The organism is Pseudarthrobacter siccitolerans (assembly GCF_001046895.1).
GTDB lineage: Bacteria > Actinomycetota > Actinomycetes > Actinomycetales > Micrococcaceae > Arthrobacter > Arthrobacter siccitolerans.
On record NZ_CAQI01000026.1, the window covers coordinates 1 to 23,328 of the forward strand.

Consider the following 23,328-nt stretch of genomic DNA (forward strand, 5'->3'; position numbering starts at 1 on the left):
CTGGGCTTTGACGGCGGAGATCTGGGCTTCCAGCTGCTTCGTTACCGCCAACCGCTCGAGGCGGATTTCGTACCGGCGCTGCAGCACGTCCACAACAGCGCCGCCACCAGCAACACCAGCAACACCATCTGCACCCGAATCGGCAGCGGCGCCGGTCTCAGTTTCCAGCCGGGCATCTTCGAGGAACAGTGCATCAAGCCGGGCAACGGAGGCATGAATGCCCTCCATCGCTGCTGCCGTGCCCGCTCCGTTTCCCATACAAGAATCATCTAATGGGGGTCTGACAATTTGGGCGGGGCCAGCGGTTGGCGGGGGGACAGGAGCAGCGGGCGAGGCAGCGGCCAGCGCATCGAGCCGGGCGGTGGAGGCGTGAATGCCGTCCATCGCTGCTGCCGTGCCCGTGCCGTTTTCCATACAAGAATCATCTAATGGAGGTCTGACAATTTGGGCGGGCCCAGCTCCGGGTGCGCACGGCGGACTTGGATCCGGTGTGCGCCCGGCGGGCCCAGCTCCGGATCCGGCTGGCGGGCCGACAGGAGCATCCGGAGCAGCGGGCGAGGCAGGGAACAGCAGAGCCCACCTACCAACTCGCCGCCTCCGAACCCCGTAGAGACATCATCCAAAGAGCCGCTGACAGCAAGTGAGGGTAAGGAAAAGCCGGCAAAAGCTAGCCAACTTGCCTACGGCGAAGTCACCCACTCGCCCCGGCGCAGCACACCAGCAAGGTTCAGTTCACTATCAACAACCAGGACATCCGCCAACATCCCGGCGCGCAGGTCGCCCGCCTGCCGGGACAACCCGAGGACCGCCGCCGGGACTGCAGTAGCTGACCTAACGGCGTCCTGCACCGTAACCCCCGCAGCAACAGCGGACCGGACAACCTCCAGTAACGTCGCCGTCCCTCCGGCGATCGCACCCGTGTTGTCCACCCGGGCCACGCCTCCGTCAACCGTGACCGCCAGCGGGCCGAGCCGGTACTGGCCATCGGCCAAACCTGTCGCAGCCATCGAATCCGTGACCAGCGCGATGTTCTCCGCGCCCACAAGTTCGAAGACTGTCCTGACCGTTTCCGGAGCCAGGTGGACACCGTCGGCAATCAGTTCCACCACGACGTTCCCGGCGCGGGCCGCACTGAGGCAGGCAGAGACGGGCCCAGGGGCCCGATGGTGCATCGTGGGCATGGCGTTGAAGAGGTGGGTGACGGTGGGCCGCCGCGGGACGGAATCGGATCCAGCACCGGAAGGGTCTGACCCAAGCCCGGCCCCCGCCCTCTCCAGGAACAAAGCCGCGCCGGCATGGTCCACCGCGGTGTGCCCCAAAGACGGAATGACCCCTCGCGACGTGAGCAGGTCCACCAACGCCGTTGCACCAGGCAGTTCGGCCGCCAGGGTCATGGAAGCCAAGCTCGGTCCCGCGGCTTCGAAGAGTTCGCCCACAAGATCGAGGTCCGGTTCCAGCAGCAGCGCGGGGTCGTGTGCGCCGCATTGATGGCCGGAAAGAAAGGGGCCTTCGAGGTGTGATCCGGCAACCAGTCCCTCGTTAAACAGTGACCGCAGCACCTTGAGGTTCCGCTCGAGGTCCGCCGGCGCTCCGGTGACCAGGCTTGCCAGCAGCGTGGTGGTGCCCCGGCTGTGCAGGTAGCGCGCAGCCGCCCGGGCGCCCTCCTCCGAGCCCTCGGCGAAATCCGTGCCGTGGGCGCCGTGGGTGTGGAGGTCCACCAGCCCCGGCAGCAGGATGCGGCCCGGGACCGCCGGAGTGCTAAGGTCGCCAGGAAAGTCCGACGCCGGCCCGGCATACGTAATCCGGCCGTCCGCCACCGCGACAAGTCCGTCCTCAATGTCCATGCTCCCGGACACAATGCGGCCCCGGAGCATCAATTCCTTGCCCATCATGCGGCCTTTCGAAGAGCCGCCGCCATGCCGGCAGCGAGCCAGGGATCAGCAGAACCAGCCCTGGCCCCGGTGGCAGGGTCCAGTCCCCGCGCTGAGGTATGCACGGCGTGGACGCCGCTCCGGATCAGTGCAGGCATAAGCTCCAGGCGCACCCCGCCGCCGGCCATGATTTGTACCGACGGCGCGTGGTCCCGTCCCAGCTCCACCAGCCGCGCCAGCATCGGGAGTCCGGCAGTGCAGTCAGGACTCCCGCCGCTGGTCAGCACCCTGGTAACCCCCGCGCGCTCCAGCCTGGCCAAAGCATCGGCGGGGTCCACGCCCGAGGCGAGGGCGGTGTCGAACGCGCGGTGGAACGTCACCTCCGCAGCGGGATGACGACGGCGGGCCGCCTCAGCAAGGTGCTGAAGCGCCGGAACGTCTGGTCCGCCGTCGGCCGCCAAAATTCCCACCACAACGCCTGCGGCACCTGCCTCCAGGACGGCTTCAACGTCGCGCTCCAGCACCTCGAGCTCAACAGGTGTATAGGTGAAGTTGCCGGGGCGCGGGCGGACCAGGACGTGGACCGGCAGGCCCACCCGGCACGCCTGCTCCACCGTGCCGATGCTCGGCGTGATGCCGTCCGTTTCGGCGAGGGCGGCGCAGAGTTCCACCCGGGCGGCGCCCACGGACGCTGCCAGCCGGACGCCGTCGGCATTCTCCACGGCCAGTTCAAGCTGGGGTGCCTCTATAAGCGTCGCCACCCTAGAGTCCTTGCCAGGCAGGCTTCCGCCCGAACGTGTCCTGGTAGTACTCCCGGTGCGCCAGCCTGGACGCCGCAGCCTCGTCCACCAGGACCGTGACGTGCGGATGCAGCTGGAGTGCCGAGGCGGGGCAAATGGACGCAACCGGACCCTCAACAGCCGCCGCGATCGCCTCCGCCTTGGCCTCACCCATGGCCAGCAGCAGCAGGTGCCGTGCCTCCCGGATAGTGCCCAGGCCCTGGGTCAGGACATGGTCCGGAACGTCCGCCAGGTCCGCGAAGAAGCGGGCGTTGTCCTGCCGGGTCTGCTGGGTCAGGGTCTTGATCCTGGTCCTGGAAGCCAACGAGGACATCGGCTCGTTGAAGCCCACGTGGCCGTCGGTCCCGATTCCCAGGATCTGGATAGCCACTCCGCCCGCAGCCGCAATGGCGGCCTCGTACCGGGCAACCTCAGCTTCGAGGTCCTTCGCCACGCCGTCCAGTCCGTGCACTGCCCCCGCGGCGAAGTCCACGCTGTCCACGAACTCTTCCCGGATCACGGAGTGGTAGGACTGCGGATGCGCGCTGGGCAGGCCCACATACTCATCGAGGAGGAAGGCCTGAGCGCTGGCGAAGCTCAAACCGCCATTCCGGTGCCGGCTGATCAGTTCCTGGTAGGTGCCCAGGGGAGTTGAACCGGTGGCCAGGCCAAGGACCGACGGGCCGCTGCGGACCTGCTGCTCGATGGCGTCCGCGGCCGTGCGGGCCACGTCTGAAGGGGCGGGAAGAATGACGATTTCCATAAGGGGTGCTTTCGGTTGCGGGTCGCTAAGGGGCAGTGGTTACTTCGCGGCTTCGGTTTCCACGGTGACCTCGTCATCCTCGCGGCCGGGGGTGCGAAGGTTCCAGCGCTTGATCACAATGGAGAAGAGGAAGTAGTAGACCACTGCGTAGCCCAGGCCGATGGGGATCAGCAGCCAGGCATTCTGGGCCTTGCCGAAGTTGAGGACGAAGTCGATCAGGCCCGCGGAGAACGTGAACCCGTGATGGATATCCAGCGCGTTGACCAGGGCCATCGACGTTCCGGTCAGCGCGGCGTGGACGATGTAGAGCGGGAAGGCCACGAACATAAAGGCGTACTCGAGCGGTTCGGTGATGCCGGTGAAGAAGGCGGTCAGTGCGGTGGAGAGCATGATGCCGCCCACGATCTTCTTCTGCGAGGGCTTGGCGTGGCGCCAGATGGCAAGTGCCGCCGCCGGGAGGCCGAACATCATGATGGGGAAGAAGCCGGTCATGAAGATACCCGCGGAGGGGTCGCCGGCGAAGAAGCGGTTCAGGTCACCGCGGACCAGCTGGCCCGAGGCGTCCGTGTAGTCGCCGATGAGGAACCAGACGCCGGAGTTCAGGATGTGGTGCAGTCCGGCGGGAATCAGCATGCGGTTGGCGAAGCCGTAGATGCCGCCGCCGACAACCGCGTTGCTGGCTACGGCCTGGCCCACGGCGGAAAGTCCTGCGTTGAAGAGCGGATAGGCCAGGGCAAGGAGGACGCCGGCCACCAGGCTGGAGACGGACGTCAGGATGGGCACCAGCCGGCGGCCACTGAAGAATCCAAGGAAGTCCGGCAGTTTGGTGCGGTAGAACCGCTGCCACAGCGATGCGGAGAGCAGGCCCACCACAATGCCGGCGAGGACGCCGTAGTTGATCATCGCGGGCTTGCCGGCCGGGTCGACCTGTCCGGCCAGGACCAGCGGGGACATGGCCTTGAAGACGCCGTCGATCACCATGTAGCCCACCACGGCGGCCAGTGCGGTTGACCCGTCGGCCTTCTTGGCCCAGCCGATGGCAATGCCCACGGCGAAAATGAGCGGCAGCCAGGTGAAGACGGCATTGCCCGCCGCGGAGATGACGGCGGCACCGCCTTCGAAGCCGGGGATGGCGCCGAGCAAATCGGCCTGGCCGATGCGCAGAAGGATGCCTGCAGCGGGAAGAACAGCGATGGGCAGCATGAGGGTGCGGCCCAGGCGCTGCAGGGTGGCAAACGCCTTGTTTGGCTTCTTCTCTGGAGCCAAGGCGGCGGTCTCGGATGTTGACATGATTGCACCTCTGCGGGTTCGGGTGGGGCTTGTAAAGGAGGGGGTCAGCCGGTACTGTCTGGTTATGACCAGTTCAGTGTGATCCATCCCACGAGTGCCTGTCAAGGCAGTTCGGAACCTGCCGGACTATTCAAATGGCCGGCAGCGAAAGCCATAATTGGTCGCACTTGGGCCGCCGGCCCCGGTGAGGAAGCAGTGCCTGCGAGCGGGCACCGTCAGAAAGGGCAGCCATGTCCAAAGCAGAAAAGATCATTGAAGGCCTGGGCGGAGCCGGCAACATCGTGGAGATTGAAGCCTGCATCACCCGGCTTCGCACCGAGGTCAAAGACGGTTCCCTCGTGAATGAGGCCTCCCTGAAAGCCGCCGGAGCGCACGGCGTGCTGGCCTCCGGCACGGCCGTCCAGGTGATCGTTGGCCCCGAGGCCGACACCCTGGCCGAAGACATCGAGGACCTGCTCTAGTGGCGCAGTCCCTGGTGGTCCTCGCGCCCATCGCCGGCACCGTGGTTCCCCTTGCGGAGGTCCCGGACCCCGTGTTCGCCGGCCAGATGGTGGGTTCGGGCGCCGCCGTCGAACCGCCGGGAGGGGAGATGTTCGACGTCGTGTCTCCCGTTGCGGGAAAGGTGGTCAAGCTCCTGCCGCACGCCTTTGTGGTGGTGGAGTCGTCCGGGCGCGGCGTCCTCACACACGTGGGCATCGACACGGTCAAGCTCAAGGGGGAAGGCTTCAAGCTGCTCATTGCGCAAGGCGACACCGTCGAAGCCGGTGCCTCCGTGATGCGCGTGGATCCCGCCGCCGCCCTCGCAGCCGGATACTCGATGGTGAGTCCCGTCGTCGTACTCGATACCAAGCCGGACACGGCAACCCTGGTTGCGGCCGGCAGTGTGGCCGCGGGCGAGGAATTGTTCTCGCTGGACTAGGACCAGGTCCCTAAAGCCGGACTTCCATGTTCAGGGAGTAACGGTCCGAGCGGTACCAGGAACGTGAATGTTCAATGGCGAGGTGGCCGGAATAGGAAACGCGGTCGAACGCCAGGACCGGCGCTCCTGTCCCGGTGCCGAGGAGCGCCCCGACGTCTGCCGGGGCGCCCTCGGACTTGACGCTCTGCCGGGCCCGGTCGATCTGGTGCCCGAACTGCGCGGCGAGGGCCTTGTAAACGGACCCCGTCAGGTCGATATCCAGCAGTCCCGGGGCGTGCTGGGGGTTGTACCAGGCATCGTCAACACTGACCGGGCGGCCGTCCGCCAGTCGGAGGCGCTTGAGGTGGAAGGCCTCCGCGCCCGGGGCCAGGCTGAGTGCCTCGGCTGTATCGTCCGGGGCCGGGGCGGCTTCCGCCACCAGCACCACCGTGCTGGGGACGTGCCCCATGGCCTCCATCTCCTGGGTGAAGGAGGCGAGGTGCAGGGTGGACTGCACGGGGGAGTCCGCCACAAATGTGCCCTTGGCCGGAACCCGCACCAGGTGCCCTTCGTTGACCAGCCGGCCGATGGCGGCACGCACGGTGATGCGGCTGACCCCGTAGGAGTCCATCAGGGTGCGCTCGCTGGGAAGGCGGGCGCCCGGCTCCAACTCCTCCTTGGCCAGCTTGAGGATGATCAGGCGCAGCTGCTCATGCTTGGGGACCTGGGTGTTGTTTATGGTCGCGCTCGCCGCCGGAGCGCTGCTCCTTGATGGTGCTGTGGCTGGCACGTTGGCCCCTTCGAAATCCGTGGAGCGGTCCGGTGAGGACCACTCCTTCGGATTATTCCACACGGGACCTCCGGGTGAAGGGGGTGGTCAGGCCACCAGTTCCGCTTCCTGGGGTACGGACGGCTTGGCTGCCCGGCTCCGCAGGGCAAGCATCAGGATGGCGCCCACCAGGGCCGGCGCCGCGAATGCCATGGCAGCCACCGGAACGCCGCCGCCGAAGCTGACCAGCAGGGCACCGTAGGTGGGGCCGGCAATCGCTCCGATGCGTCCCACTGCCAGCGCCCATCCCAGGCCAGTGGCGCGGGTGGCCGCCGGGTAGAACTGGGCGATGTAGTCGTTGATCATGTTCTGCGTGCCCAGGCCGCCGAATCCGGCGACGGCGGCGAGCACCGTCATCAGCGCGGCCGGCGGATTGGCGGACATCAGCAGCAGGGCGGCCGCGGCGCTGATGAAGCCAACAATCACCAGGGGCCGCGGTCCGAACTTTTGGCTGGCAACCGACGCCAGGACGGTGCCCACCACGGCGCCCACCGAGTAGGCCAGCAGGAACGATACGGAGGAGCCGACGCCGAACCCGGCCGTGCGCATGATCTGGGGGAGCCAGGTGCTGACGCCGAAGATGGTCAGCAGGCTCAGCACGGTGATGGCCCAGAGCAGTACGGTGGTCCGGCCGGTGCCGTTGGCGAACAGGGCCCGGGTGGGCGAAACGCGGACGGCGGAGGCGGGCGCTTCTGCTGTCTTCGGGAGTCCGTAGGCGGCTTCAATGCGGTCCGCTTCGGCATTGCGGAGCTGGGTCCGCAGGAACGACGGCGACTCCGGCATCAGGAACCAGGCGAACGGCACCAGCAAGAGGCCGCCTGCCCCGATGGCATAGACGGGCCGGAAACCGCTCGATTCCAACAGGGCCAGCGAAGTCAACGAAGCAACTACCGTGCCCGTTGCGGGGCCGGTCAGCACTGCCCCCAGGACCAGCGACTTCCTGCCAGGCGGGGCGAACTCATTGGTGAGGGCCACCGCCGTCGGAAGCAGGCCTCCCACGCCGAAGCAGGCGATAAAGCGGAACACTGCAAACAACTCCCACGTCGGGGCCACCGCGCAGGCCAGCATAGCCAGCGAAAACAGGGCCAGGGCGCTGACGAAGATCCGGCGGCGGCCAAGCCGGTCAGTCAACGTGCCCACAATCAGTGAGCCGAGCAGCATTCCCACCAGCGCCAGGGAGCCCACGGCTCCGGCGCCCGCGGGTGTGACGTTGAAGGGCGGCTGGCCGATCAGGCCGGGCAGGGTGGCGCCGTAAACGTAGAGGTCGTAACCGTCGGCGAGCAGGCCAAGCCAGCACAGCACAAAAATTCCGGCAAGGGATTTTCGAGGGGCATTGGAGTTCATCGTTGATTCCAATCGGGTCAGGGGGACGGCAGCCAAAGTCGCCGGCGGACGTCCACCAGCTTGGCTCCCTGACCCTGCTCCGGTGACTGTACTTTTCACTGAGTGAAAATGCACTTTGTGGCACGGGCCACACCGCGCAGGCTTGAAGGACATCAAGGCAAGTTCTGGAGGAATCGTGGCGGGAGCAGGCGGGGCAAGGGGGCTCCAGGGAGGCCCGGGCCAGCCCGTGGTGGTGCGGGCGTTGAGCCTGCTGGAGCAGTTCACCGAACGACGCCGGGCGCTGGGTTTGTCCGAATTGGCCAGGTCCGCGGGCCTCGCCCCCGCCACCGCACTGCGGCTGGTGAGGCACCTGACTGAATGGGGTGCGTTGGAACGGCTGGAGGACGGCCGGTACGTGGTGGGGGTGCGCTTGTGGGAAATCGCCTCACTTTCGCCGCGGGGCCACGGTGTCCGGCAAATAGCGCTTCCCTACCTTGAAGACCTGTATGAGGTGACGCGCCACCACGTGTTGCTATCTGTCCGGGACGGAAGTGACGCGGTCCTTATTGACCGGCTCTCGTCACGGAATGCCACCGAAGTGGCCTACCGGGTGGGAGGCCGGATGCCTCTCAGGACCACCGCCGTGGGGCAGGTCCTGCTGGCCTACTCCGCTCCCGATGTCCTGGAGGAACTGCTGGCGCGGACCGCCGGCGCCGAACCGGGGTCCCGGGAGCTGCCTGCCGATGACCTGCGGGCTGTGCTGGCCGGCGTTAAGCAGTCCGGTGCCGCCGTGGTCCGCAGGACACACCCCTCCCGCACCGTTTCGGTTGCCGCGCCCATCTACGCGGCCGACGGCGAGGTGCTTGCCGCCCTGTCCATCGTGGTGCCGGACGCGGCAACGCCTGCCCATGAGCTGGTTCCCCTGGTGCGGGCCGCGGCCCGCGCCATCTCCCGGAGCCTGGGCCACCAAGCGACGGCGAGCGGGGCGTGGCGGCATCCAGCCCGGGAGCCGGGAGCCCGCCCGGCATAACAGCGAACCGGAGGACAGCGACCCGGGGTAACAGGCGCTTTCCACCGCTGCAAAATAAAAAGTCAGGCTTAGTTATTTCCCAAGCCCCGCCCTTTCCCTTAAAGTGGAAACACTAAGCATGCTTTCTATTTTCAAAGGGGTTGAACCTGATGCGAAAAGTTCCTGCGCTTGGAGTGATGGCGGCGGCAATGATTGCTCTTGCGGGCTGCACGGGCGGCGGCGGGGGTGCGGCAAGCCCTTCGGCCAGTCCCACCAGTGCCTCGCCCAGCGCGACGGCCGAAGCCAAGGTCTATACCGAGGATGAGCTCCGTGAACTGATCTCCGGCATGAAGGACGGGGACGGCAACGAGCTGAAGCTCTACTCCAAGGAGCAAGTGGACCAGGGCAGCAATATCGCCAACCTGCTGCTGAGCACGGCAACCGTGGACCCTTCGGACTGCAAGGACATTGCTACCGCGGGGCTCCTGGACAAGGTTGAAAGCGGCGAGGTGGCCGTTGCACTTTCCGAGGGCGACCAGCCGCGCACCCTGTCCGCCCAGTCGGGCAGCGAGGGGCCTGACGCCGTCGAGGTCCTGGACGGGATCAGCGGCAAGATGAGCCAATGCGCCACGTTCTCCGTGACCGCGCTGGGCCAGACTTATGAGGTCAACAGCGAGGAGCTCCAGGCAGACACGGATGCTGAGAAGACCTTCGCCACCCTCAGCACCCGCAGCGGCGAGAACCAGCAGAAGCTGATGCAGGTCTCCGCGGCGGAAGGCCGGCTGCTGGTGGTGGCCACCAAGAGCGGCGCCAACCTGGGTGATCCGGACCAGAAGGAGCTCGAAGACCTGATCAATGACGTGCTGGAGAAGGCCGACGGCGGCAGTGGGACTTCCAGCCCCACGTCCACCAGCACTTCCGATTCCACGAGCACGACCTCACCCAGCCGGTCGGCGTCACCTACCGCCACCTCAATGGCATCCGAGACTGAGGACAGCGGGACGGCATCGCCCACCGCTTCGCGCTAGCTCCTTTGGCTGCAGCAAAGGCGGGCAGGACCTGATGCTCCTGCCCGCCTTTCTGTTGTGCGTGCGGTTATTCCACGGGGGTGATGCCGGCCTTGGCGCGCTCTGTATTGCTTTAACCGTTTGTGACTGCCGGGACCGTAGGCTGGAGTCCTGGCCCGGGCAGGATGTCCGGGATGGAAAGCAGCCGGTAAACAGGTGAAAGGCAGGACCCATGACCACGTCCGATGAAGAGCCCCGGAACACCGCCGATCTTCGCGGCCCGGGCGACCCCGAAGAAGCAAAGCAGCCGGCACAGGCGCCGCAGAGCGGACAGCACCCCGAGCTTCCCGGAGCCAGCAACATCCGCGAGGAGCAGCAGGCCCATGCGGCCGGAACCGTGCCGGCGTCCTACTCCGGAAGGGGAGAACCGCCGCAGGAGCACAAACCCGAGGAAGCCCTGGGCGAGCCCGGGACCTGGGACGACGACGTCTGAGATGATCACCCGCGCCGATGTTGATGAAGCGGCCCGGCGGACGGCCGGCCTCACCCGGTTAACGCCAGTACTGCAGGCCGATGCAGGGGCGTTCCCGGGGGAAGTCTGGTTCAAGTGCGAATTTATGCAGCACACCGGCACCTTCAAGGCCCGCGGCGCACTGAACCGCATCCTTGCCGCCAAGGAGCGCGGCGAGCTGGATCCGGCCGTGGGTGTGGTGGTGGCCTCGGGCGGCAACGCCGGGCTGGCCAACGCCTATGCGGCGGCCCAGCTCGGAGTGCCGGCCACTGTATTCGTGCCGGCCGCTGCTCCCTCCGTGAAGGTGCAGAAACTCAAGGCAATAGGCGCCGCCGTGATCCAGGGCGGCGCCGAATATGCCGAGGCGTACCAGGCCGCCGTTGCCCATGCCCAACGCTCCGGTGCCGTCTATTGCCACGCCTATGACCAGCCGGAAATCGCCGCAGGGGCCGGGACCGTGGGAGCTGAACTGCTGGAGCAGATCGCCGGGGTGGACACAGTGCTGGTGGCGGTGGGCGGTGGCGGACTCATGGCCGGAATCGCGGCAGCCGTGGAAGGCCGCGCCCGGGTGGTGGGCGTGGAACCGGAAAATGCCCCGACGCTCCACTCCGCCCTGGCCGCGAAGGAACCCGTCGACGTGCCGGTATCGGGCATCGCCGCAGACTCCCTGGGCGCCCGCCGCATTGGCGACATCGGCTTCTCAGTCGCGGTCCGCACCGGCGTCGTCAGTGTCCTGGTGTCAGATGACCAGATCTCCGCAGCGCGCTCGCTCCTCTGGAACGACTACCGGCTGGTGGTGGAACACGGCGCCGCCGCGGCCTACGCGGCGCTCACCTCCGGCGCGTTAGTGCCGCAACCGGGCGAGCGGGTGGCGGTCATTTTGTGCGGAGCGAACACGGACCCGGCCACCTTGTAGGGCGGCCGGGTCCGGTCAGCAGCGCATCAGCGGCTAAAGGCTAGCTGCAGAACTTCTGGTAGGCGGTTCCGGCTTCCTCGTAGCCGGCCTGCAGCTCTGCAATCTTGGCTTCGTCCGGGGTTTCCTTGGCCTGCTCGTCCGTGTATTCGATGATGGACTCGAGGGCGGGCTTGAGGTCGTCGGACGCAACCTCGTGGATGGGGCGGATCTGGTTGGCGAGGCGGTTCATGCCCGTCTTGCCTGCGTTGTTGGCCGGATTGGAGACCACGCTCTGGATCCGCTCGCAGGTTTCCGCGGTGGTGAGCTGGTTCGAGGCGGTGCAGGCCGTGGCGGAGACAACGAGTCCGGCGGCGATCAAGGCTGTGGCGAGTTTCTTCATGGGTCCCTCAGTAGTTGATTGAGGTTTCGATTGTAAGCAGAACCCGGAGATGAATGCCGGTCCGGGCGCTTTGCCCCCTCCTCTATGAAGGGGGCACCGGGCTCTGGCGGGGCCTCCTGCAGGTGCTTAAACTGGCAGCACCATCGTGCGGAGCTGCCGCAGATTGGCCCCGCGCATCAATCCACATCGAGGAAGCATCATGCGCCGAACAGTGCAACGCCGTACCGCCGTCGGATTCATCGCTCTTCTGGCCCTGTTCTTACCCTCGGCCCTGCCGGCAGCAGCGTCACCGCCCGGACGGGACGATGTCATAGTGCTCGACGGCGCCACCTCCGCCGAGGGCATCGCGGCCGGGGAGGGGAGCACTTTCTATGCCGGGGAACTCATGACCGGCGACATCTTCCGGGGTGATATCCGTGACGGAAAGGCCAAGCGCTTTATCGACGTACCGGACGGCCGGATGGCCGTGGGGATGAAGGCGGATGACGACAGGGACCTGCTCTTCGTGGCGGGCGGAAGCACCGGCAAGGCGTACGTCTACAGCACGCACACCCGCAAGACGGTGGCCGAGGTTACGCTGACCATGAAGGCTGGTTCGTTTATCAATGACGTGACCCTCACCGACGACGGCGCCTGGTTCACTAACTCCAAGCACGGCGAGCTGTACCAGGTGAAGGTCAACCGCTGGGGTGAGGTGCGCAAAGATGCCAGGACGCTGACCGTCAAGGGCGGGGCGGGAGCTGCCTTGGGGCCTGATGACTTCGGAATGAACGGCATCGCCGCAGCCAGGGATGGGGACGTCCTGATTGTTGCCCACACCAAGGACAAGGCGCTCTACACCGTTGACAAGTGGACGGGAAAGAGTGCCAGGATCAAGGGCCCGGACCTGGAGTTCATTGACGGCATCCTGGTCAAGGGCCGCACCCTGTGGGCAGTCCAGAACATGTCCAACCAGATCAGCCGCCTGGAGCTTTCCTATGGCCTGTCCTCATTCCGGGTTGAGGACGTGATCAAGAGCGAAGCCTTTGACATCCCGACGACGGTGGCAAAGTTTGAGGACACCCTCGCCGCGGTCAATGCGAAGTTCGGCAAGAAGGCAACCCAGTACGAGGTGGTGCTGGTTCCTGCGCGTGACTAGCTGACACCAAAAGTGGCTGGCAGCGGACACCGCGACGTCCGCTGCCAGCCAGTTTTATGTGCGGAGACCGTGGCTGAACGGTCCGCTGCTAAACGGTCCTGGTGGCCTTGGCCAGGTTGTCCTTCAGCTCCTGGGCGTTCTGCCGCACCACGTAGGCGGGCCGGTCGCGCTCCACTCGCCAGCTGTCCTCCAGCAGCCCGATGTTCACGGTGTCAAAGCCGAATTCGTCGTACAGGCGCGTGACCAGTTCGGCGGCTTCCGGGTAGTCGCTCGCCGTTGCCAGTGCACGGCGGTTCTCCGTGCCGGTCGGTGTTCCGTCAGTGGTGATTTCGCTCGCCATGATGTGGTTGAAGCCCTTGGCCACCTTGGATTCCGGCAGGTGCTCCTGGAGCAGCCCCGAGGTGGTGGCCTCGCCCTTGTCCAACTCCGGGATGCGGCCGTCCCGCTCCCAGTAGTAGTTGTTGGTGTCGATGACGATCTTGCCGGCCAGCGGCTCCACCGGGACGTCCTTGTAGTTCTTGAGCGGTACGGTGACCACGGCGAAATCTCCTGCCGCTGCCGCTTCCGCAGCCGTGGCCGCCCGCGCCCCCGGGCCAAGCTCAGCCACGAGGTCCGCCAAGGTCTCCGGTCCGCGGGAGTTGCTGATCACCACCTCATACCCCAGCTCCACCGCCTTCCTGGCAACTGCGCTTCCAATGTGTCCTGCACCGATGATTCCGATTGTTGTCATATGGGCCCCAACCGCACCTCCTCCGCAGATATTTCAGGGGACGTCGGGGAATAAATGGCGGTGAAGAAGCGCACGACGGCGTCCTTGCCGCCCTTTGCGCGCGACGGCAGGACGCCGTCGTGCTCGCCTCGGAGCCGGCGCGCTGGCGGACCCATCACGAATAGCAATGGAACAAATTCGCCCATAAAGTAACGAAAAAGCCTTGACCCCTCTTGCCGCCCGCTGATAAACCTAAAGGGCAGAAAGCGCTTTCCCTCCTGCTTTATCCCGCCCCGACCACCCAGAAAGGTTCGCTGGCGGGGAGGAGTGAAACGTTCCAACTGTCGTGCGGCAGACTCAGCTGCCGACGCATCAAAGGAGATGTTCTTTTGGTTTACCCCTTCAAATGTTCCCCCTCATCCCGGGCCGGCCGTGCCTGGAAAGCGGCGCCCCTTGCCGCGGCAGCTTCGCTGACGGCCGCCGCACTCGCCTTCACCGGCGTTCCCCTGGCGCAGGCAAACCCCGGCACCGCCCCCGCGCAGGCCGCGGAGCTCAAGCGCCAGGTGGAGAACCTGGACCGTGCGCCGGTGGCAGTCCTCACGGACCAGGGCGTAACCCTGGGCTGGCGCATGCTGGGCCTGGACAAGGACAGCGTGGGCTTCCATGTGATCCGCGACGGCGTCCAGCTCACCGACGAGCCCATCCGCGATACCACCACCTTCGTTGACCCGGCGGGTACGGCGGCGTCGAAGTACGTCATCAAGACGGTGGGCAACGGCAACGGGCAGGACAAGCTCAGTGCCGGGTTCACCCCGCTGGCCCAGAACTACCTGGCCATCAAGCTGGACAAGCCGGCCGACGGCGTCACCCCCACCGGGCAGGCCTACAGCTACACGGCCAACGACTCAAGCGTGGCGGACCTGGACGGCGACGGCACTTACGAGATCATCCAGCTCTGGAACCCCACCAACGCGCAGGACAACTCAAAGTCCGGCTACACCGGCAACGTGTACGTGGACGCCTACAAGATGGACGGCACCAAGCTGTGGCGCATCGACCTGGGCCGCAACATCCGCGCCGGCGCCCACTACACCCAGATCCTTGCCTACGACTTCGACGGTGACGGCAAGGCCGAAGTATCCATGAAGACGGCGGACGGCACCACGGACGGTGCCGGAACCGTGATCGGCGACCCGGCAGCGGACTACCGGAACAGCGGCGGCTACGTCCTGTCCGGACCCGAATTCCTCACCGTGTTCAACGGCGCCACCGGAACCGTCATGGACACCGTTCCCTACGATCCGCCCCGCGGCAACGTCTCGGCATGGGGCGACGGCTACGGCAACCGCGTGGACCGCTTCCTGGCCGGCGTGGCCTACCTGGACGGCGAGCACCCCTCCATGATGTTCAGCCGCGGCTACTACACCCGCACCGTCCTGGTCACCTATGACCTGGTGGACGGCAAGCTGGTGAAGCGCTGGACCTTCGACTCTGACGTTTCCGGGGCGGAGTACAAGGGCCAGGGCAACCACAACCTCTCCGTCGCGGACGTGGACCAGGACGGCAAGGACGAGTTCGTCTTCGGCTCCATGACCATCGACGACGACGGCAAGCCGCTGTACAACACCAAGCTGGGCCATGGCGACGCCATCCACACCAGCGATTGGGATCCGTCCCGGCCGGGCCTGGAAACCTTCGCGGTGCACGAGAGCATGAGCCAGAGCGGCAACCGCGGCGCCACCTTCCGCGACGCTGCCACCGGTGAAGTCCTCTGGAGCATTCCCGCCACCCGGGATACCGGCCGCGGCGCCGCCGGGGACATCGACCCGCGCTATGCCGGTGCCGAGGGCTGGGCTGTTGGCGGCGACGCTGCGTGGAACTCCCCGGTGGGCTACCTGATGTCCGCGAAGGGGGAGCGGATCGCCGGGAAGATCCCGGCCGCCAACTTCCTGGCCTGGTGGGACGGCGACCTGCTCCGCGAGATCGTGGACCACGACTTTGACGCCGTAGCAGGTGTCGGCGTCCCCACCATCTCGAAGTGGAACTGGGAAACCGAAACCAGCGACCGGCTCCTGACCGCCACGGGCGCCAGGACCAACAACCACACCAAGGGCAACCCGTCGCTGCAGGCAGACCTCCTGGGTGACTGGCGCGAGGAACTGGCCTTCCCGTCGTCGGACAGCACGGAACTGCGGATCTACACCAGCACCTCGCCCACCGAGGTCCGGCTCCGCACCCTGATGCACGATCCCATGTACCGGACGGGTGTTGCCCGCGAGGCCGTCGCCTACAACCAGCCGCCGCACCCGAGCTTCTTCATCGGCGAGGGTATGGAGACCCCGGCAGCGCCGGCCGTCTTCTACGCCGGTCAGCAGTAGTAGAAAGCACCAACGGCAAAGTGCCGCCCGCCTCGGGGGAGAGGCGGGCGGCACTTTGCTTTTGCGGGGACGTCCGGTTGCCGGGGAACTTCCGACGCCGGGACGTCCCTTAGGCGGTCAGGGTGCCGTCAGTGCTGGCCGAGGTTGCCGCCGACTGGCGGCAGGCCGCCGTCGGGCCGGCGCTCGTTTTCACGGCGTTCGCCGGCACTGAGGTTCTCACCCTCAAGGGTCTCGTCCGACTCGCCGGTGGTGTCCACCAGGCCGTTGGTCTGGTCGAAGGCGTGCCCGATCCTGTCGTCACCCAGGTCGGCGACCGAACCCGTGGAGCCGGCTGCCGCCGTCGTGCCTGTTGTGGTGGTACCGGTTGTGGTGGTGCCGGTGGTTGCATCCGTGGTGGTGGTGTCGGTGGTCAGCGGCGTGACGGTGACCGGCTCCGCGGGATTCACGGGGGTTACCGTTTCGTCGGCTGCTTCCGTGGTGCCCTTGTTGGTGCCGGCAGCCATGGCAGCTGCTGCGCCTGCTGCCGCGGCCAGGCCCACACCTGCAGCCACCTTGCCGGATACGCCGGCCTTGCCCGAGTCACCGCGCGATCCTGCAGCATCCTCGACTCCCGGCGTGCCAACAGGGGCGCCGGAGCTGACCCTGCCGCGCCATGCGCCGCTGGCGTAGCCCTCGTCCTCGATGAATTCCTTGAACCGCTGCAGGTCTGCCTCGGCCTGGCGGTCCACCACGTTGAGCTTGTCGCCCACCTTCTCGATAATTCCCTCGGGCTCGTATTCGAGCGTCAGCCGGATGGAGGTCTGGCCGCCGCCCACGTCCTCGAAGTCCACGGCGCCGGCGTTGGTGGCGCCTTCGGTGGCTGCCCAGGCGACTTTGCGGTCCGGGATCTGCTCCAGGATCCTGGCTTCCCACTGCCTGCGGATGCCGCCGATCTCGGCCACCCACTCCAGCCGGTCGTCACTGAGCTGGGTCACGCTCTTGACGCCGCCCATAAAGTGCGGGAATTCCTCGAACTGGGTCCACTGGTTGTAAGCGGTGCTCACCGGTACGTTCACCAGAATGCGTTTTTCCACCTTCGTGCTCATAACGTCTCCTTCGCTGTGTAACCGGAAACCGATGATTCCGAAAAAATCATCAGCATGCTTACCAACATACCTTTTGGGCGGTCCGGTTTCCAGAGCCGTTCTGGCAGGCGACCTTCAGGAGGCGTTCTAGGCAGAGCTGCCGGGGTTCGGGGGAAGGCCCCTGCTGTGCTCCTCCCTTTGCCGGCGTTCGGCGGCGCTGTAGTTCTCGCCGTCGGCCGTTCCGCCGGACTCGCCCTCAAGGTCCACCAGGCCATTGGTCTGGTCAAACGGGTGCTCAAACCTGTAGTCCCGGCCCGGCCCGCTCGAGGAATCCGGCTGACTGCCGGCGGCGGCGGACCCTCCACCGGAGCGGTCACGGCGCTCAATGAATTCCTTGAAATCCTTCAAATCGTGCTCCGCCTGGCGGCCCACGACGTGGAGCAGGTTGCCCACTCTTTCCACCACCCCGGCGGGCCGGTATTCAAGGGTTAGGGCCAGCTCCGTCCTGTTTCCGCCGGCGTCCTTGAAGTCAACGGCGCCGGAGTTGGTGACGCCTTCAATGGCGGCCCAGGCCACCCTCCTGCCGGGGATCTGCTCGAGGATCTTGGCCTCCCACTCACGGCGTACCCCGGCGATATGCGCCACCCACTTGAGGCGGTCACCGCCCACCCGGGTCACGCTCTCCACGCCGCTCATGAAGTGTGGGAACTCCTCGAACTGAGTCCACTGGTTGTAGGCGGTGCCCACCGGTACATCGACCACAATCCGTTTCTCCACCTTCGTGCTCATCACGTCTCCTTCGACCGAACCGAATTGAAGCAACTGAGGTCATCAGCAATTCAAGTCTGCTCCGGCTGCGCGCACGTCACCAGCCCTTTCATGTGTTTGAAGAGGGCGGATCAGGAGGGGAGGTGCTTTCCGATCAGCGCCAGGTTCTGGATCACCGTGAGGCCGAACTGGGATGCGTCGTTCGTGGAAACGGTGGGCGCCTCGTCCACGGGCAGCAGTACGTGCGGCGGCTGGATGGTCCGAAGCGTGAAGGCCGATTCGTGGTTCAGGTGCTCCCCGCCCTCGGCGAAGCTCGTCCAGGCCCGGGCAGCAAGATCCGGGTCATCCAGGCGGGCCGCCGCGTACGCCGTCAGCCGGCTGTGCGCCTGGATGAGGTAGATGCCCGCCAGCGGCTGGCCCACGGCTTCCACCTGTTCCTCCTTGGTGGCCAGGAAGAGCCGGCAGTACTGCAGCCACGCCCGTTCGAAGTCCGGGTCCTGGACCAGGTCCACCAGTTCGCTGCAGATTTCCACCAGGCCGAACACGGCGCTCAGGTGCGACACCTGGATCAGTTCGCGGCCGGTATCGAACCGCCCCTTGTCCAGGTCGTACAGGGCCTCGCCGGTGAGGAAGCCGTACTTCAGGGTGCCGATGTCCGCCATGGTGCCCAGGAGCCGGTCGCGGGAACGCGGATTGCCAGTGCGTTCCCAGTCCGTCAGCCATGTGGCGGCCAGCGAGCCCCAGTCCGTGCCGAGACCCACGCCCAGGGCGTTCCGGTTGGGCCGGTAGGTGTCGGCGTCCGGACGGACCTTGCGCACCGGATCGAGGCCGAGGAAGTTCTGGTCACTGTCCACGAGTTCGGTGAGCAGGTCTCCGGTGCGCTCGTCCGCCGTCAGGTAGTAGTAGAAGCGGCGGTAGGCGGGAGTGCTGATGCGCAGCTGCTTGGCGCTGCAGCCCCAGTGCTGGACGTTGTGCCGTGACCCGAGCCCGCGCCAGGGTCCCAGGTGGTAGACGTCCACCTCGCCGGTGTGCCGGGTCATGGCCTCGGCGAAGCGGAAGATGTCCGCCCGGCCGGAGCGCAAGTAGGAGTACCAGAGCCAGAGATCGGGGGAGAGCTCGGAGTTGTCCCAGGCGTAGCCGCCCACGTCGTACCGCCAGACGTGCCGGTCGTGATCGTAGGTGTGCATCACGTCGCCGTAGTTCCAGAAGCCGTACCAGCGCCGCTGCTCCACCTGGCCGGCGTAGAAGTCGAAAAGGAAGTCCAGGTGGTCTTCAAGTTCTGCGCGGCCAGGAGTGCTGCGGTCCACCGGGTCCCAGTCACCGAAGACGCCTGCGGAGTGCAGGTACCCGGGGGTGGCCTGGAGCAGGGCCGGAGTGGAGGCGGCAGCGGCGTCCGCGGCCAGGCTCTCCGTGGCGGGGGTGCCCTCGTAGGCGAACAGAGTTAACTCATGTGTGCGGGCAATTCCGCTGGCATTTCCGAAGCCGGGCTCGTAGTCCTCATACGTGATTTCCAGCCCCTCGAGCTGTTCCTCGAAGGTGTCCTGGCCCAGGCCGTCATGGTAAAAGCGAAGATCCATGGGCTGCGCCTCGGGGGAGTACAGCCACGCGGTCAGGGATGCTTCGCCGGTTGCGGCATTCCGGATATCCAGTTGGCCGGGGTGCGACTGCCAGAAGTCTTTGACGCCCACGCCGAAACCGCCGCGGGTGTCCGTCAGGGAGCAGAATCCGGCCGACCGGGTTCCGCCGGAGATGCCTACCCAGGCGTGGTCCGGAGCAGTGCGTTTGCGCAGCTCGAAGCCGTCGGCACTGAGCTGGGTCAGCGTGTAGTCGTTCCAGGCCGGGACCAGGTGCAGCCGCTCGGACACCTCGGGGTTCCATTCGGAGAGCGGCGGGGTGGCACGGCCGTCCACCTGCGCGCGGCGGATCTCTTCACCGGGATCCCGGCGCAGTCCGGTCAGTCCGCGCACGCCTTCGAGGAGGAAACCTCCATGGGCCCCGGCGATGCGGACGTGCCGGTCATGCAGATCGGATGCCAGCGGCACGGTGAAGCGGACGCCCAGCCCGGCCAGGAAGTCCTGCTCGGCGTAGCCGTCCCAGATGAACGAGTGCACCATCCGCACGCTGCGGGCGTTGGCGTAGAAATAGAACCGCACCACAAACGGGAGCCAGGTGCGCTTGCCGCTGCCCCCCGCGTCCGGCCGGTGGTGTCCCTCCAGCCGGACCACGGCGCGCACCGGACCGTCCTGTTCAAGCACGACGGCGGTGACCTCGCCCGTGAAGGCTTCGCGGCTGAACGTGCCGGCGCTGCCCGGCTCCTCGGCGATGCTGTCCTGCAGGAGGCTGACCAGCCGGGCGTTCCGCGCCACCTCGGCGCCGCCGCGGGTAAGGCTGCTGAAGAGGTGCGGGCCGCTGCGGCTGATCATCATCTGCAGCGTCCCGGTGTCCACCGTCAGCGCCTCGGCCGTCTCGCTGACAGTGACCGCGGTGACGTCCGACGGCGGGAGGTTGCCTTCACGAGGCGGTGTGCCGCCGTCGGCCGTCACCTCGTAAGCCCGGGAGGGTGAGTCCGTGGCGGGAAGGGCGATTCCCGCCCACTTGAGGGAGCCGTCGGGCCAGGTGGCAAGGGGCCAGGCCTGGCTTGCCACAGCAGTGCCGTCCGCGTCCCGGACCGAAATACCGTCTGAAGCCGGCACCGTTCCGCGGGCGAAAGGCATGCCCCACGTGGTTCCGCCGCTGATCTCTGCAGGCGCCTCGCCGTCGATCCACCTGATGAGGGTCTTGTCCGTCATGTGATCCAATTCGTCGTTTTGATGCGCTGCGCCAGTACAGCTGCACGAGCCAGCGACGCTTCCGCACCTACTTCAATTGCACCGGAAAGCGTTTTCTGATTCGTTTCAAAATAATCCGGAAAGTTGGACACCGCAAGGGCCAGCCACTATTCGGAGAGAGTTAAAGGGAACGGCAGTTAAACGAGTAGGCCGATGCGCGGTGAGGCGCCCGGCCTATGAGCTGACGCTGCTACTTGGCGGCTTCGTCTGTGTCCGGCCCCTCGGCCGGATCCTGCGTGTGGACGCGGATTTCTGTGGCATCCGCGTCGGGGTCGCCCTCGGCCGGTGCCTCCGTGTGGATCCGCTCATCCTGCAGTGGATTTTCGCTCATGCCTGCTCCTGACAGCACCGGGGACTTTCGCTACAGATCATTCAGCGCTCCCCGGCGCAGCCTGTCAAGGACCCGCAGCCCCCTCTGGCTGTGCTTGGCCTTCTGTGCTGGACTGGGGGTGCAGTGGCACCAACCGCCGTCCGGCCGAGGGCGGCACCTTTTCCCAACAGGACATGGACGGCCGGCGTGACCGGCCACTGGAAGGAACACTCATGGCACCGTTCAAGATCGGATACTTCGTGGGGAGCCTCGCTACCGGCTCCATCAACCGGGTTCTCTCCCAGGCATTGATCAAACTGGCTCCCGAGGACCTGGAGTTCACAGAGATTCCCATCAAGGACCTACCGCTGTACAGCTACGACTACGACGCCAATTTTCCGCCGGAGGGCCGCGCCCTCAAGGAAGCCATCGAAGCTTCGGACGGAATCCTGTTCGTGTCCCCGGAGTACAACCGTTCGATTCCCGGTGCCCTCAAGAACGCCATCGACTGGGGCTCCCGGCCGTGGGGAAGCAACTCGTTCGCCCGCAAGCCCACCGGCATCATTGGCGCTTCGGTGGGAAGTATCGGTACGGCAGTAATGCAGTCCTCGTTCCGCAGCGTCCTCAGCTTCCTGGATGCCCCGCAGTTGAACGCCCCGGAAGCCTACATCCACTACAACGCGGACGTGTTTGGTGAGGGCGGTGAGGTCAAGGACGAGGGGACGGCCAAGTTCCTGAGCCACTACATGGAGGAGTATGGCGCCTTCGTTGCCCGCGTCCTGGCTGCGAACGCACCCGGCCACATCGGCGACCTTGAGCACGACAGTGCGAAGCTGACGCGATAACAGGCGGCCCGGGCGCACGGAAGCCCGCCGTCCCAGCGACGGCGGGCTTCCGGGGTCCTTAGTCCAGCGGCAGGGTGACCGTCACGCTGGTGCCCTGGCCGGGGGCGGAGCAGATGTCCACGGTTCCGCCGGCCTCGTGGACGGCCACGGACATCAGCCGGAGCCCGTAGCCGTGGTGGCGCCCGCACGTGGCGAGTTTACTGTCAAAGCCCGTGCCGTCGTCGGACACCACCAGGCGGATCCCGTGGTCCACCGCGGCGAGCTGGAGATTGAGCTGCGACGCGTCAGAGTACTTGAACGCATTGCTGAGTGCTTCCCGTGCCGACTGGTACAGCAGGGACGCGCAGCCCGCCGGGATCTCGATGCCCCAGTGCGGAGTATCCCAGCGGACCGCGGTCCCACGGTGGCGGAGGGGCACAGTGAGCCGGTCGATGCAGCCGGCGAGCCCCAAAGTGTAGAAGTCGAGCGGATGCTGATCCGTAAGTACGCCTCCTACGGTGGTGACTTCATCAAAAGCTACTTCGTTTCCCATGACTTCCTGCTCCCCACAAGCTGGTTGCTGTGATGCCTCTGTTGGTTCGATGCCTCCAGACTGGACCTGCAACTTCAACTGCCAGCAAGGTTTCCCGCAAGATCGCATCAATTCTGGCAAGGGGGCTTGGCATGGGGTTCCGGGGGTGCCGGAGTCGCGGTCAGTGTGCTTCCGGAGCGAGTGCGTAGAAGGGCGTGCAGCCCTCCCTGGTGCCGGGGGAGATATCGGACCGGACGATGGCTGCCCGCTCCAGCGCCGCCAGGTGGTACCGGACTGAGTCCCGCGAGGCGTAGATTCCACTGCTGATTTCTGCCACCTTGCTGGCACCGTTGCTTGCAAGGTAATCGATGATCAGGCGCCTGACGGGGCTCCGCCCGGCTAGGTTGTGAAGGGTTGTCCGGGTGCGAAGTTCAGATGACATGCTGCTCCCTCAGCGGACCGAAGCGGGGGCGGGCGTCCGGCTGCCGTCCTGCACTTCGGCCGCCAGTATCCACTTGGTTGATGTGTTCTTCATGCGCAATCCTTTGGTTAGCCGGGCGGTGGCCCGGCGGCGGAACGGTCCTCGTCATCGAGTGCCGTTGTTGGTTGGTGTGGTCCGGCAGGAAATGCGGGCACGTCAATGTGCCCCGGTTCCCGGGATCGGGCCAGCGTGGGTGGGCCTACGCCCGCCGGGTTCCCTGGCCGGGCTTGCGAGGCGAGGGGGCGGGTGGGGATTATTTGCTGAGGTTGGCGAGGCGTTCGGGGCTGAGGAGTTCCTGGAGTTGGGTGTGGGTGAGGAGTCCGTGTTCGAGGACGAGTTCGGCGACGCCTTTGCCGGTGGCGAGTGCTTCCTGGGCGATGGCGGTGGCGGTGGCGTAGCCCAGGTGGGGGTTCAGGGCGGTGACCAGGCCGATGGATTGTTCCACGGTGCGGCGGAGGTGTTCGGTGTTGGCGGTGATGCCTCGGATGCAGCGGGCCGTGAGGGTGCGGCACGCGGTTTCGAGGTGGGAGATGCTCTTGTGGAGGCTGTGGACGATGATGGGTTCGAAGGCGTTGAGTTGGAGTTGGCCGGCTTCGGCGGCCATGGTGATGGTGACGTCGTTGCCGATCACTTCGTAGGCGACCTGGGAGACGACTTCCGGGATGACGGGGTTGATCTTGCCGGGCATGATGGAGGAGCCGGATTGGACGGCGGGGAGGTT

24 protein-coding genes and 1 pseudogene are annotated in these 23,328 nt (G+C 66.2%); 9 read left to right on the top strand and 16 right to left on the bottom strand.

Translation table 11 applies throughout. The annotated features are described in order from the left end of the window. The 5 genes and pseudogenes from ARTSIC4J27_RS01565 to ARTSIC4J27_RS01590 form a co-directional block, all read right to left on the bottom strand. Positions 1 to 258: pseudogene (locus tag ARTSIC4J27_RS01565) on the bottom strand (hypothetical protein); the annotation flags it as partial. 422 nt (positions 259 to 680) lie between these two features. After that, positions 681 to 1,889, bottom strand: coding sequence for an N-acetylglucosamine-6-phosphate deacetylase (locus tag ARTSIC4J27_RS01575; protein WP_050053466.1), 1,209 nt, complete (start codon positions 1,887 to 1,889; stop codon positions 681 to 683). Then, positions 1,889 to 2,632 carry a copper homeostasis protein CutC gene (locus ARTSIC4J27_RS01580; protein WP_235436478.1) on the bottom strand — a complete coding sequence of 248 codons (744 nt, stop codon included), beginning with the start codon at positions 2,630 to 2,632 and terminating at the stop codon, positions 1,889 to 1,891. The genes ARTSIC4J27_RS01575 and ARTSIC4J27_RS01580 overlap by 1 nt, the downstream gene beginning before the upstream one ends. 1 nt (position 2,633) lies before the next feature. Beyond that, complete coding sequence (nagB, locus tag ARTSIC4J27_RS01585; RefSeq protein ID WP_050053467.1) at positions 2,634 to 3,413, bottom strand: glucosamine-6-phosphate deaminase; 780 nt, start codon at positions 3,411 to 3,413, stop codon at positions 2,634 to 2,636. 39 nt (positions 3,414 to 3,452) lie between these two features. After that, positions 3,453 to 4,703, bottom strand: a complete 1,251-nt coding sequence (locus ARTSIC4J27_RS01590; protein ID WP_050053468.1) for a PTS transporter subunit EIIC — start codon at positions 4,701 to 4,703, stop codon at positions 3,453 to 3,455. Between the two features lie 230 nt (positions 4,704 to 4,933). Here ARTSIC4J27_RS01590 and ARTSIC4J27_RS01595 point away from each other — a divergent pair, with 230 nt between their 5' ends. Beyond that, complete coding sequence (locus ARTSIC4J27_RS01595; protein WP_050053469.1) at positions 4,934 to 5,164, top strand: glucose PTS transporter subunit EIIB; 231 nt, start codon at positions 4,934 to 4,936, stop codon at positions 5,162 to 5,164. After that, positions 5,164 to 5,622, top strand: a complete 459-nt coding sequence (locus ARTSIC4J27_RS01600) for a PTS sugar transporter subunit IIA (RefSeq protein ID WP_050053470.1) — start codon at positions 5,164 to 5,166, stop codon at positions 5,620 to 5,622. The genes ARTSIC4J27_RS01595 and ARTSIC4J27_RS01600 overlap by 1 nt, the downstream gene beginning before the upstream one ends. A 10-nt stretch (positions 5,623 to 5,632) precedes the next feature. Here the strand turns inward: ARTSIC4J27_RS01600 and ARTSIC4J27_RS01605 are convergent, their stop codons facing one another. Next, entirely contained in the window at positions 5,633 to 6,391 is a 759-nt protein-coding gene (locus ARTSIC4J27_RS01605) for a GntR family transcriptional regulator (protein ID WP_050053486.1), read from the bottom strand. 87 nt (positions 6,392 to 6,478) lie between these two features. Then, entirely contained in the window at positions 6,479 to 7,774 is a 1,296-nt protein-coding gene (locus ARTSIC4J27_RS01610) for an MFS transporter (RefSeq protein WP_050053471.1), read from the bottom strand. A 175-nt stretch (positions 7,775 to 7,949) separates the two neighbouring features. Between ARTSIC4J27_RS01610 and ARTSIC4J27_RS01615 the strand changes: the two genes are divergently transcribed. The 4 genes from ARTSIC4J27_RS01615 to ARTSIC4J27_RS01630 all read left to right on the top strand — a co-directional run bounded on the left by ARTSIC4J27_RS01615 (position 7,950) and on the right by ARTSIC4J27_RS01630 (position 11,196). Further along, on the top strand, positions 7,950 to 8,783 hold the full coding sequence (locus ARTSIC4J27_RS01615) for an IclR family transcriptional regulator (protein WP_083435255.1): 834 nt from the start codon (positions 7,950 to 7,952) through the stop codon (positions 8,781 to 8,783). 149 nt (positions 8,784 to 8,932) lie between these two features. Beyond that, a complete protein-coding gene (locus ARTSIC4J27_RS01620; protein ID WP_235436479.1) occupies positions 8,933 to 9,790 on the top strand; it encodes a hypothetical protein in 858 nt (285 codons plus the stop codon). Between the two features lie 211 nt (positions 9,791 to 10,001). After that, positions 10,002 to 10,262 carry a hypothetical protein gene (locus ARTSIC4J27_RS01625; RefSeq protein ID WP_050053473.1) on the top strand — a complete coding sequence of 87 codons (261 nt, stop codon included), beginning with the start codon at positions 10,002 to 10,004 and terminating at the stop codon, positions 10,260 to 10,262. A 1-nt stretch (position 10,263) separates the two neighbouring features. Then, positions 10,264 to 11,196, top strand: a complete 933-nt coding sequence (locus ARTSIC4J27_RS01630; RefSeq protein ID WP_050053474.1) for a threonine/serine dehydratase — start codon at positions 10,264 to 10,266, stop codon at positions 11,194 to 11,196. A 40-nt stretch (positions 11,197 to 11,236) separates the two neighbouring features. Here the strand turns inward: ARTSIC4J27_RS01630 and ARTSIC4J27_RS01635 are convergent, their stop codons facing one another. Continuing rightward, a complete protein-coding gene (locus ARTSIC4J27_RS01635) occupies positions 11,237 to 11,575 on the bottom strand; it encodes a hypothetical protein (RefSeq protein WP_050053475.1) in 339 nt (112 codons plus the stop codon). A gap of 199 nt (positions 11,576 to 11,774) precedes the next feature. Between ARTSIC4J27_RS01635 and ARTSIC4J27_RS01640 the strand changes: the two genes are divergently transcribed. Continuing rightward, positions 11,775 to 12,713, top strand: a complete 939-nt coding sequence (locus tag ARTSIC4J27_RS01640; protein WP_050053476.1) for a YncE family protein — start codon at positions 11,775 to 11,777, stop codon at positions 12,711 to 12,713. An 88-nt stretch (positions 12,714 to 12,801) separates the two neighbouring features. Here the strand turns inward: ARTSIC4J27_RS01640 and ARTSIC4J27_RS01645 are convergent, their stop codons facing one another. Further along, a complete protein-coding gene (locus tag ARTSIC4J27_RS01645) occupies positions 12,802 to 13,443 on the bottom strand; it encodes an NADPH-dependent F420 reductase (RefSeq protein WP_050053477.1) in 642 nt (213 codons plus the stop codon). A 368-nt stretch (positions 13,444 to 13,811) separates the two neighbouring features. Between ARTSIC4J27_RS01645 and ARTSIC4J27_RS01655 the strand changes: the two genes are divergently transcribed. Further along, the gene (locus tag ARTSIC4J27_RS01655; protein WP_050053479.1) at positions 13,812 to 15,800 is read left to right on the top strand and encodes a rhamnogalacturonan lyase; all 1,989 of its coding nucleotides are present in this window, start codon (positions 13,812 to 13,814) and stop codon (positions 15,798 to 15,800) included. Positions 15,801 to 15,928: 128 nt separating this feature from the next. On the opposite strand, the gene ARTSIC4J27_RS01660 is transcribed toward ARTSIC4J27_RS01655, so the two are convergent. The 4 genes from ARTSIC4J27_RS01660 to ARTSIC4J27_RS22875 form a co-directional block, all read right to left on the bottom strand. Beyond that, positions 15,929 to 16,885 carry an SRPBCC family protein gene (locus ARTSIC4J27_RS01660; RefSeq protein ID WP_050053480.1) on the bottom strand — a complete coding sequence of 319 codons (957 nt, stop codon included), beginning with the start codon at positions 16,883 to 16,885 and terminating at the stop codon, positions 15,929 to 15,931. 126 nt (positions 16,886 to 17,011) lie between these two features. Continuing rightward, positions 17,012 to 17,653: an SRPBCC family protein gene (locus tag ARTSIC4J27_RS01665; RefSeq protein ID WP_050053481.1), complete on the bottom strand. Its 642-nt coding sequence runs from the start codon at positions 17,651 to 17,653 to the stop codon at positions 17,012 to 17,014. Positions 17,654 to 17,763: 110 nt separating this feature from the next. Next, complete coding sequence (locus ARTSIC4J27_RS01670) at positions 17,764 to 20,421, bottom strand: exo-rhamnogalacturonan lyase family protein (protein ID WP_050053482.1); 2,658 nt, start codon at positions 20,419 to 20,421, stop codon at positions 17,764 to 17,766. A gap of 229 nt (positions 20,422 to 20,650) precedes the next feature. Beyond that, the gene (locus ARTSIC4J27_RS22875; RefSeq protein ID WP_167344653.1) at positions 20,651 to 20,791 is read right to left on the bottom strand and encodes a hypothetical protein; all 141 of its coding nucleotides are present in this window, start codon (positions 20,789 to 20,791) and stop codon (positions 20,651 to 20,653) included. A 212-nt stretch (positions 20,792 to 21,003) separates the two neighbouring features. Here ARTSIC4J27_RS22875 and ARTSIC4J27_RS01675 point away from each other — a divergent pair, with 212 nt between their 5' ends. Next, positions 21,004 to 21,615, top strand: coding sequence for an NADPH-dependent FMN reductase (locus tag ARTSIC4J27_RS01675; RefSeq protein ID WP_050053488.1), 612 nt, complete (start codon positions 21,004 to 21,006; stop codon positions 21,613 to 21,615). 58 nt (positions 21,616 to 21,673) lie between these two features. Here ARTSIC4J27_RS01675 and ARTSIC4J27_RS01680 read toward each other — a convergent pair whose 3' ends face one another. The 3 genes from ARTSIC4J27_RS01680 to ARTSIC4J27_RS01690 all read right to left on the bottom strand — a co-directional run. Then, positions 21,674 to 22,147: a sensor histidine kinase gene (locus ARTSIC4J27_RS01680; protein ID WP_050053483.1), complete on the bottom strand. Its 474-nt coding sequence runs from the start codon at positions 22,145 to 22,147 to the stop codon at positions 21,674 to 21,676. A gap of 160 nt (positions 22,148 to 22,307) precedes the next feature. Then, positions 22,308 to 22,568 carry a winged helix-turn-helix domain-containing protein gene (locus tag ARTSIC4J27_RS01685; RefSeq protein WP_050053484.1) on the bottom strand — a complete coding sequence of 87 codons (261 nt, stop codon included), beginning with the start codon at positions 22,566 to 22,568 and terminating at the stop codon, positions 22,308 to 22,310. 292 nt (positions 22,569 to 22,860) lie between these two features. After that, positions 22,861 to 23,328 (bottom strand): lyase family protein (locus ARTSIC4J27_RS01690; protein ID WP_268794368.1); only part of this gene is annotated, 468 nt, incomplete at its 5' end.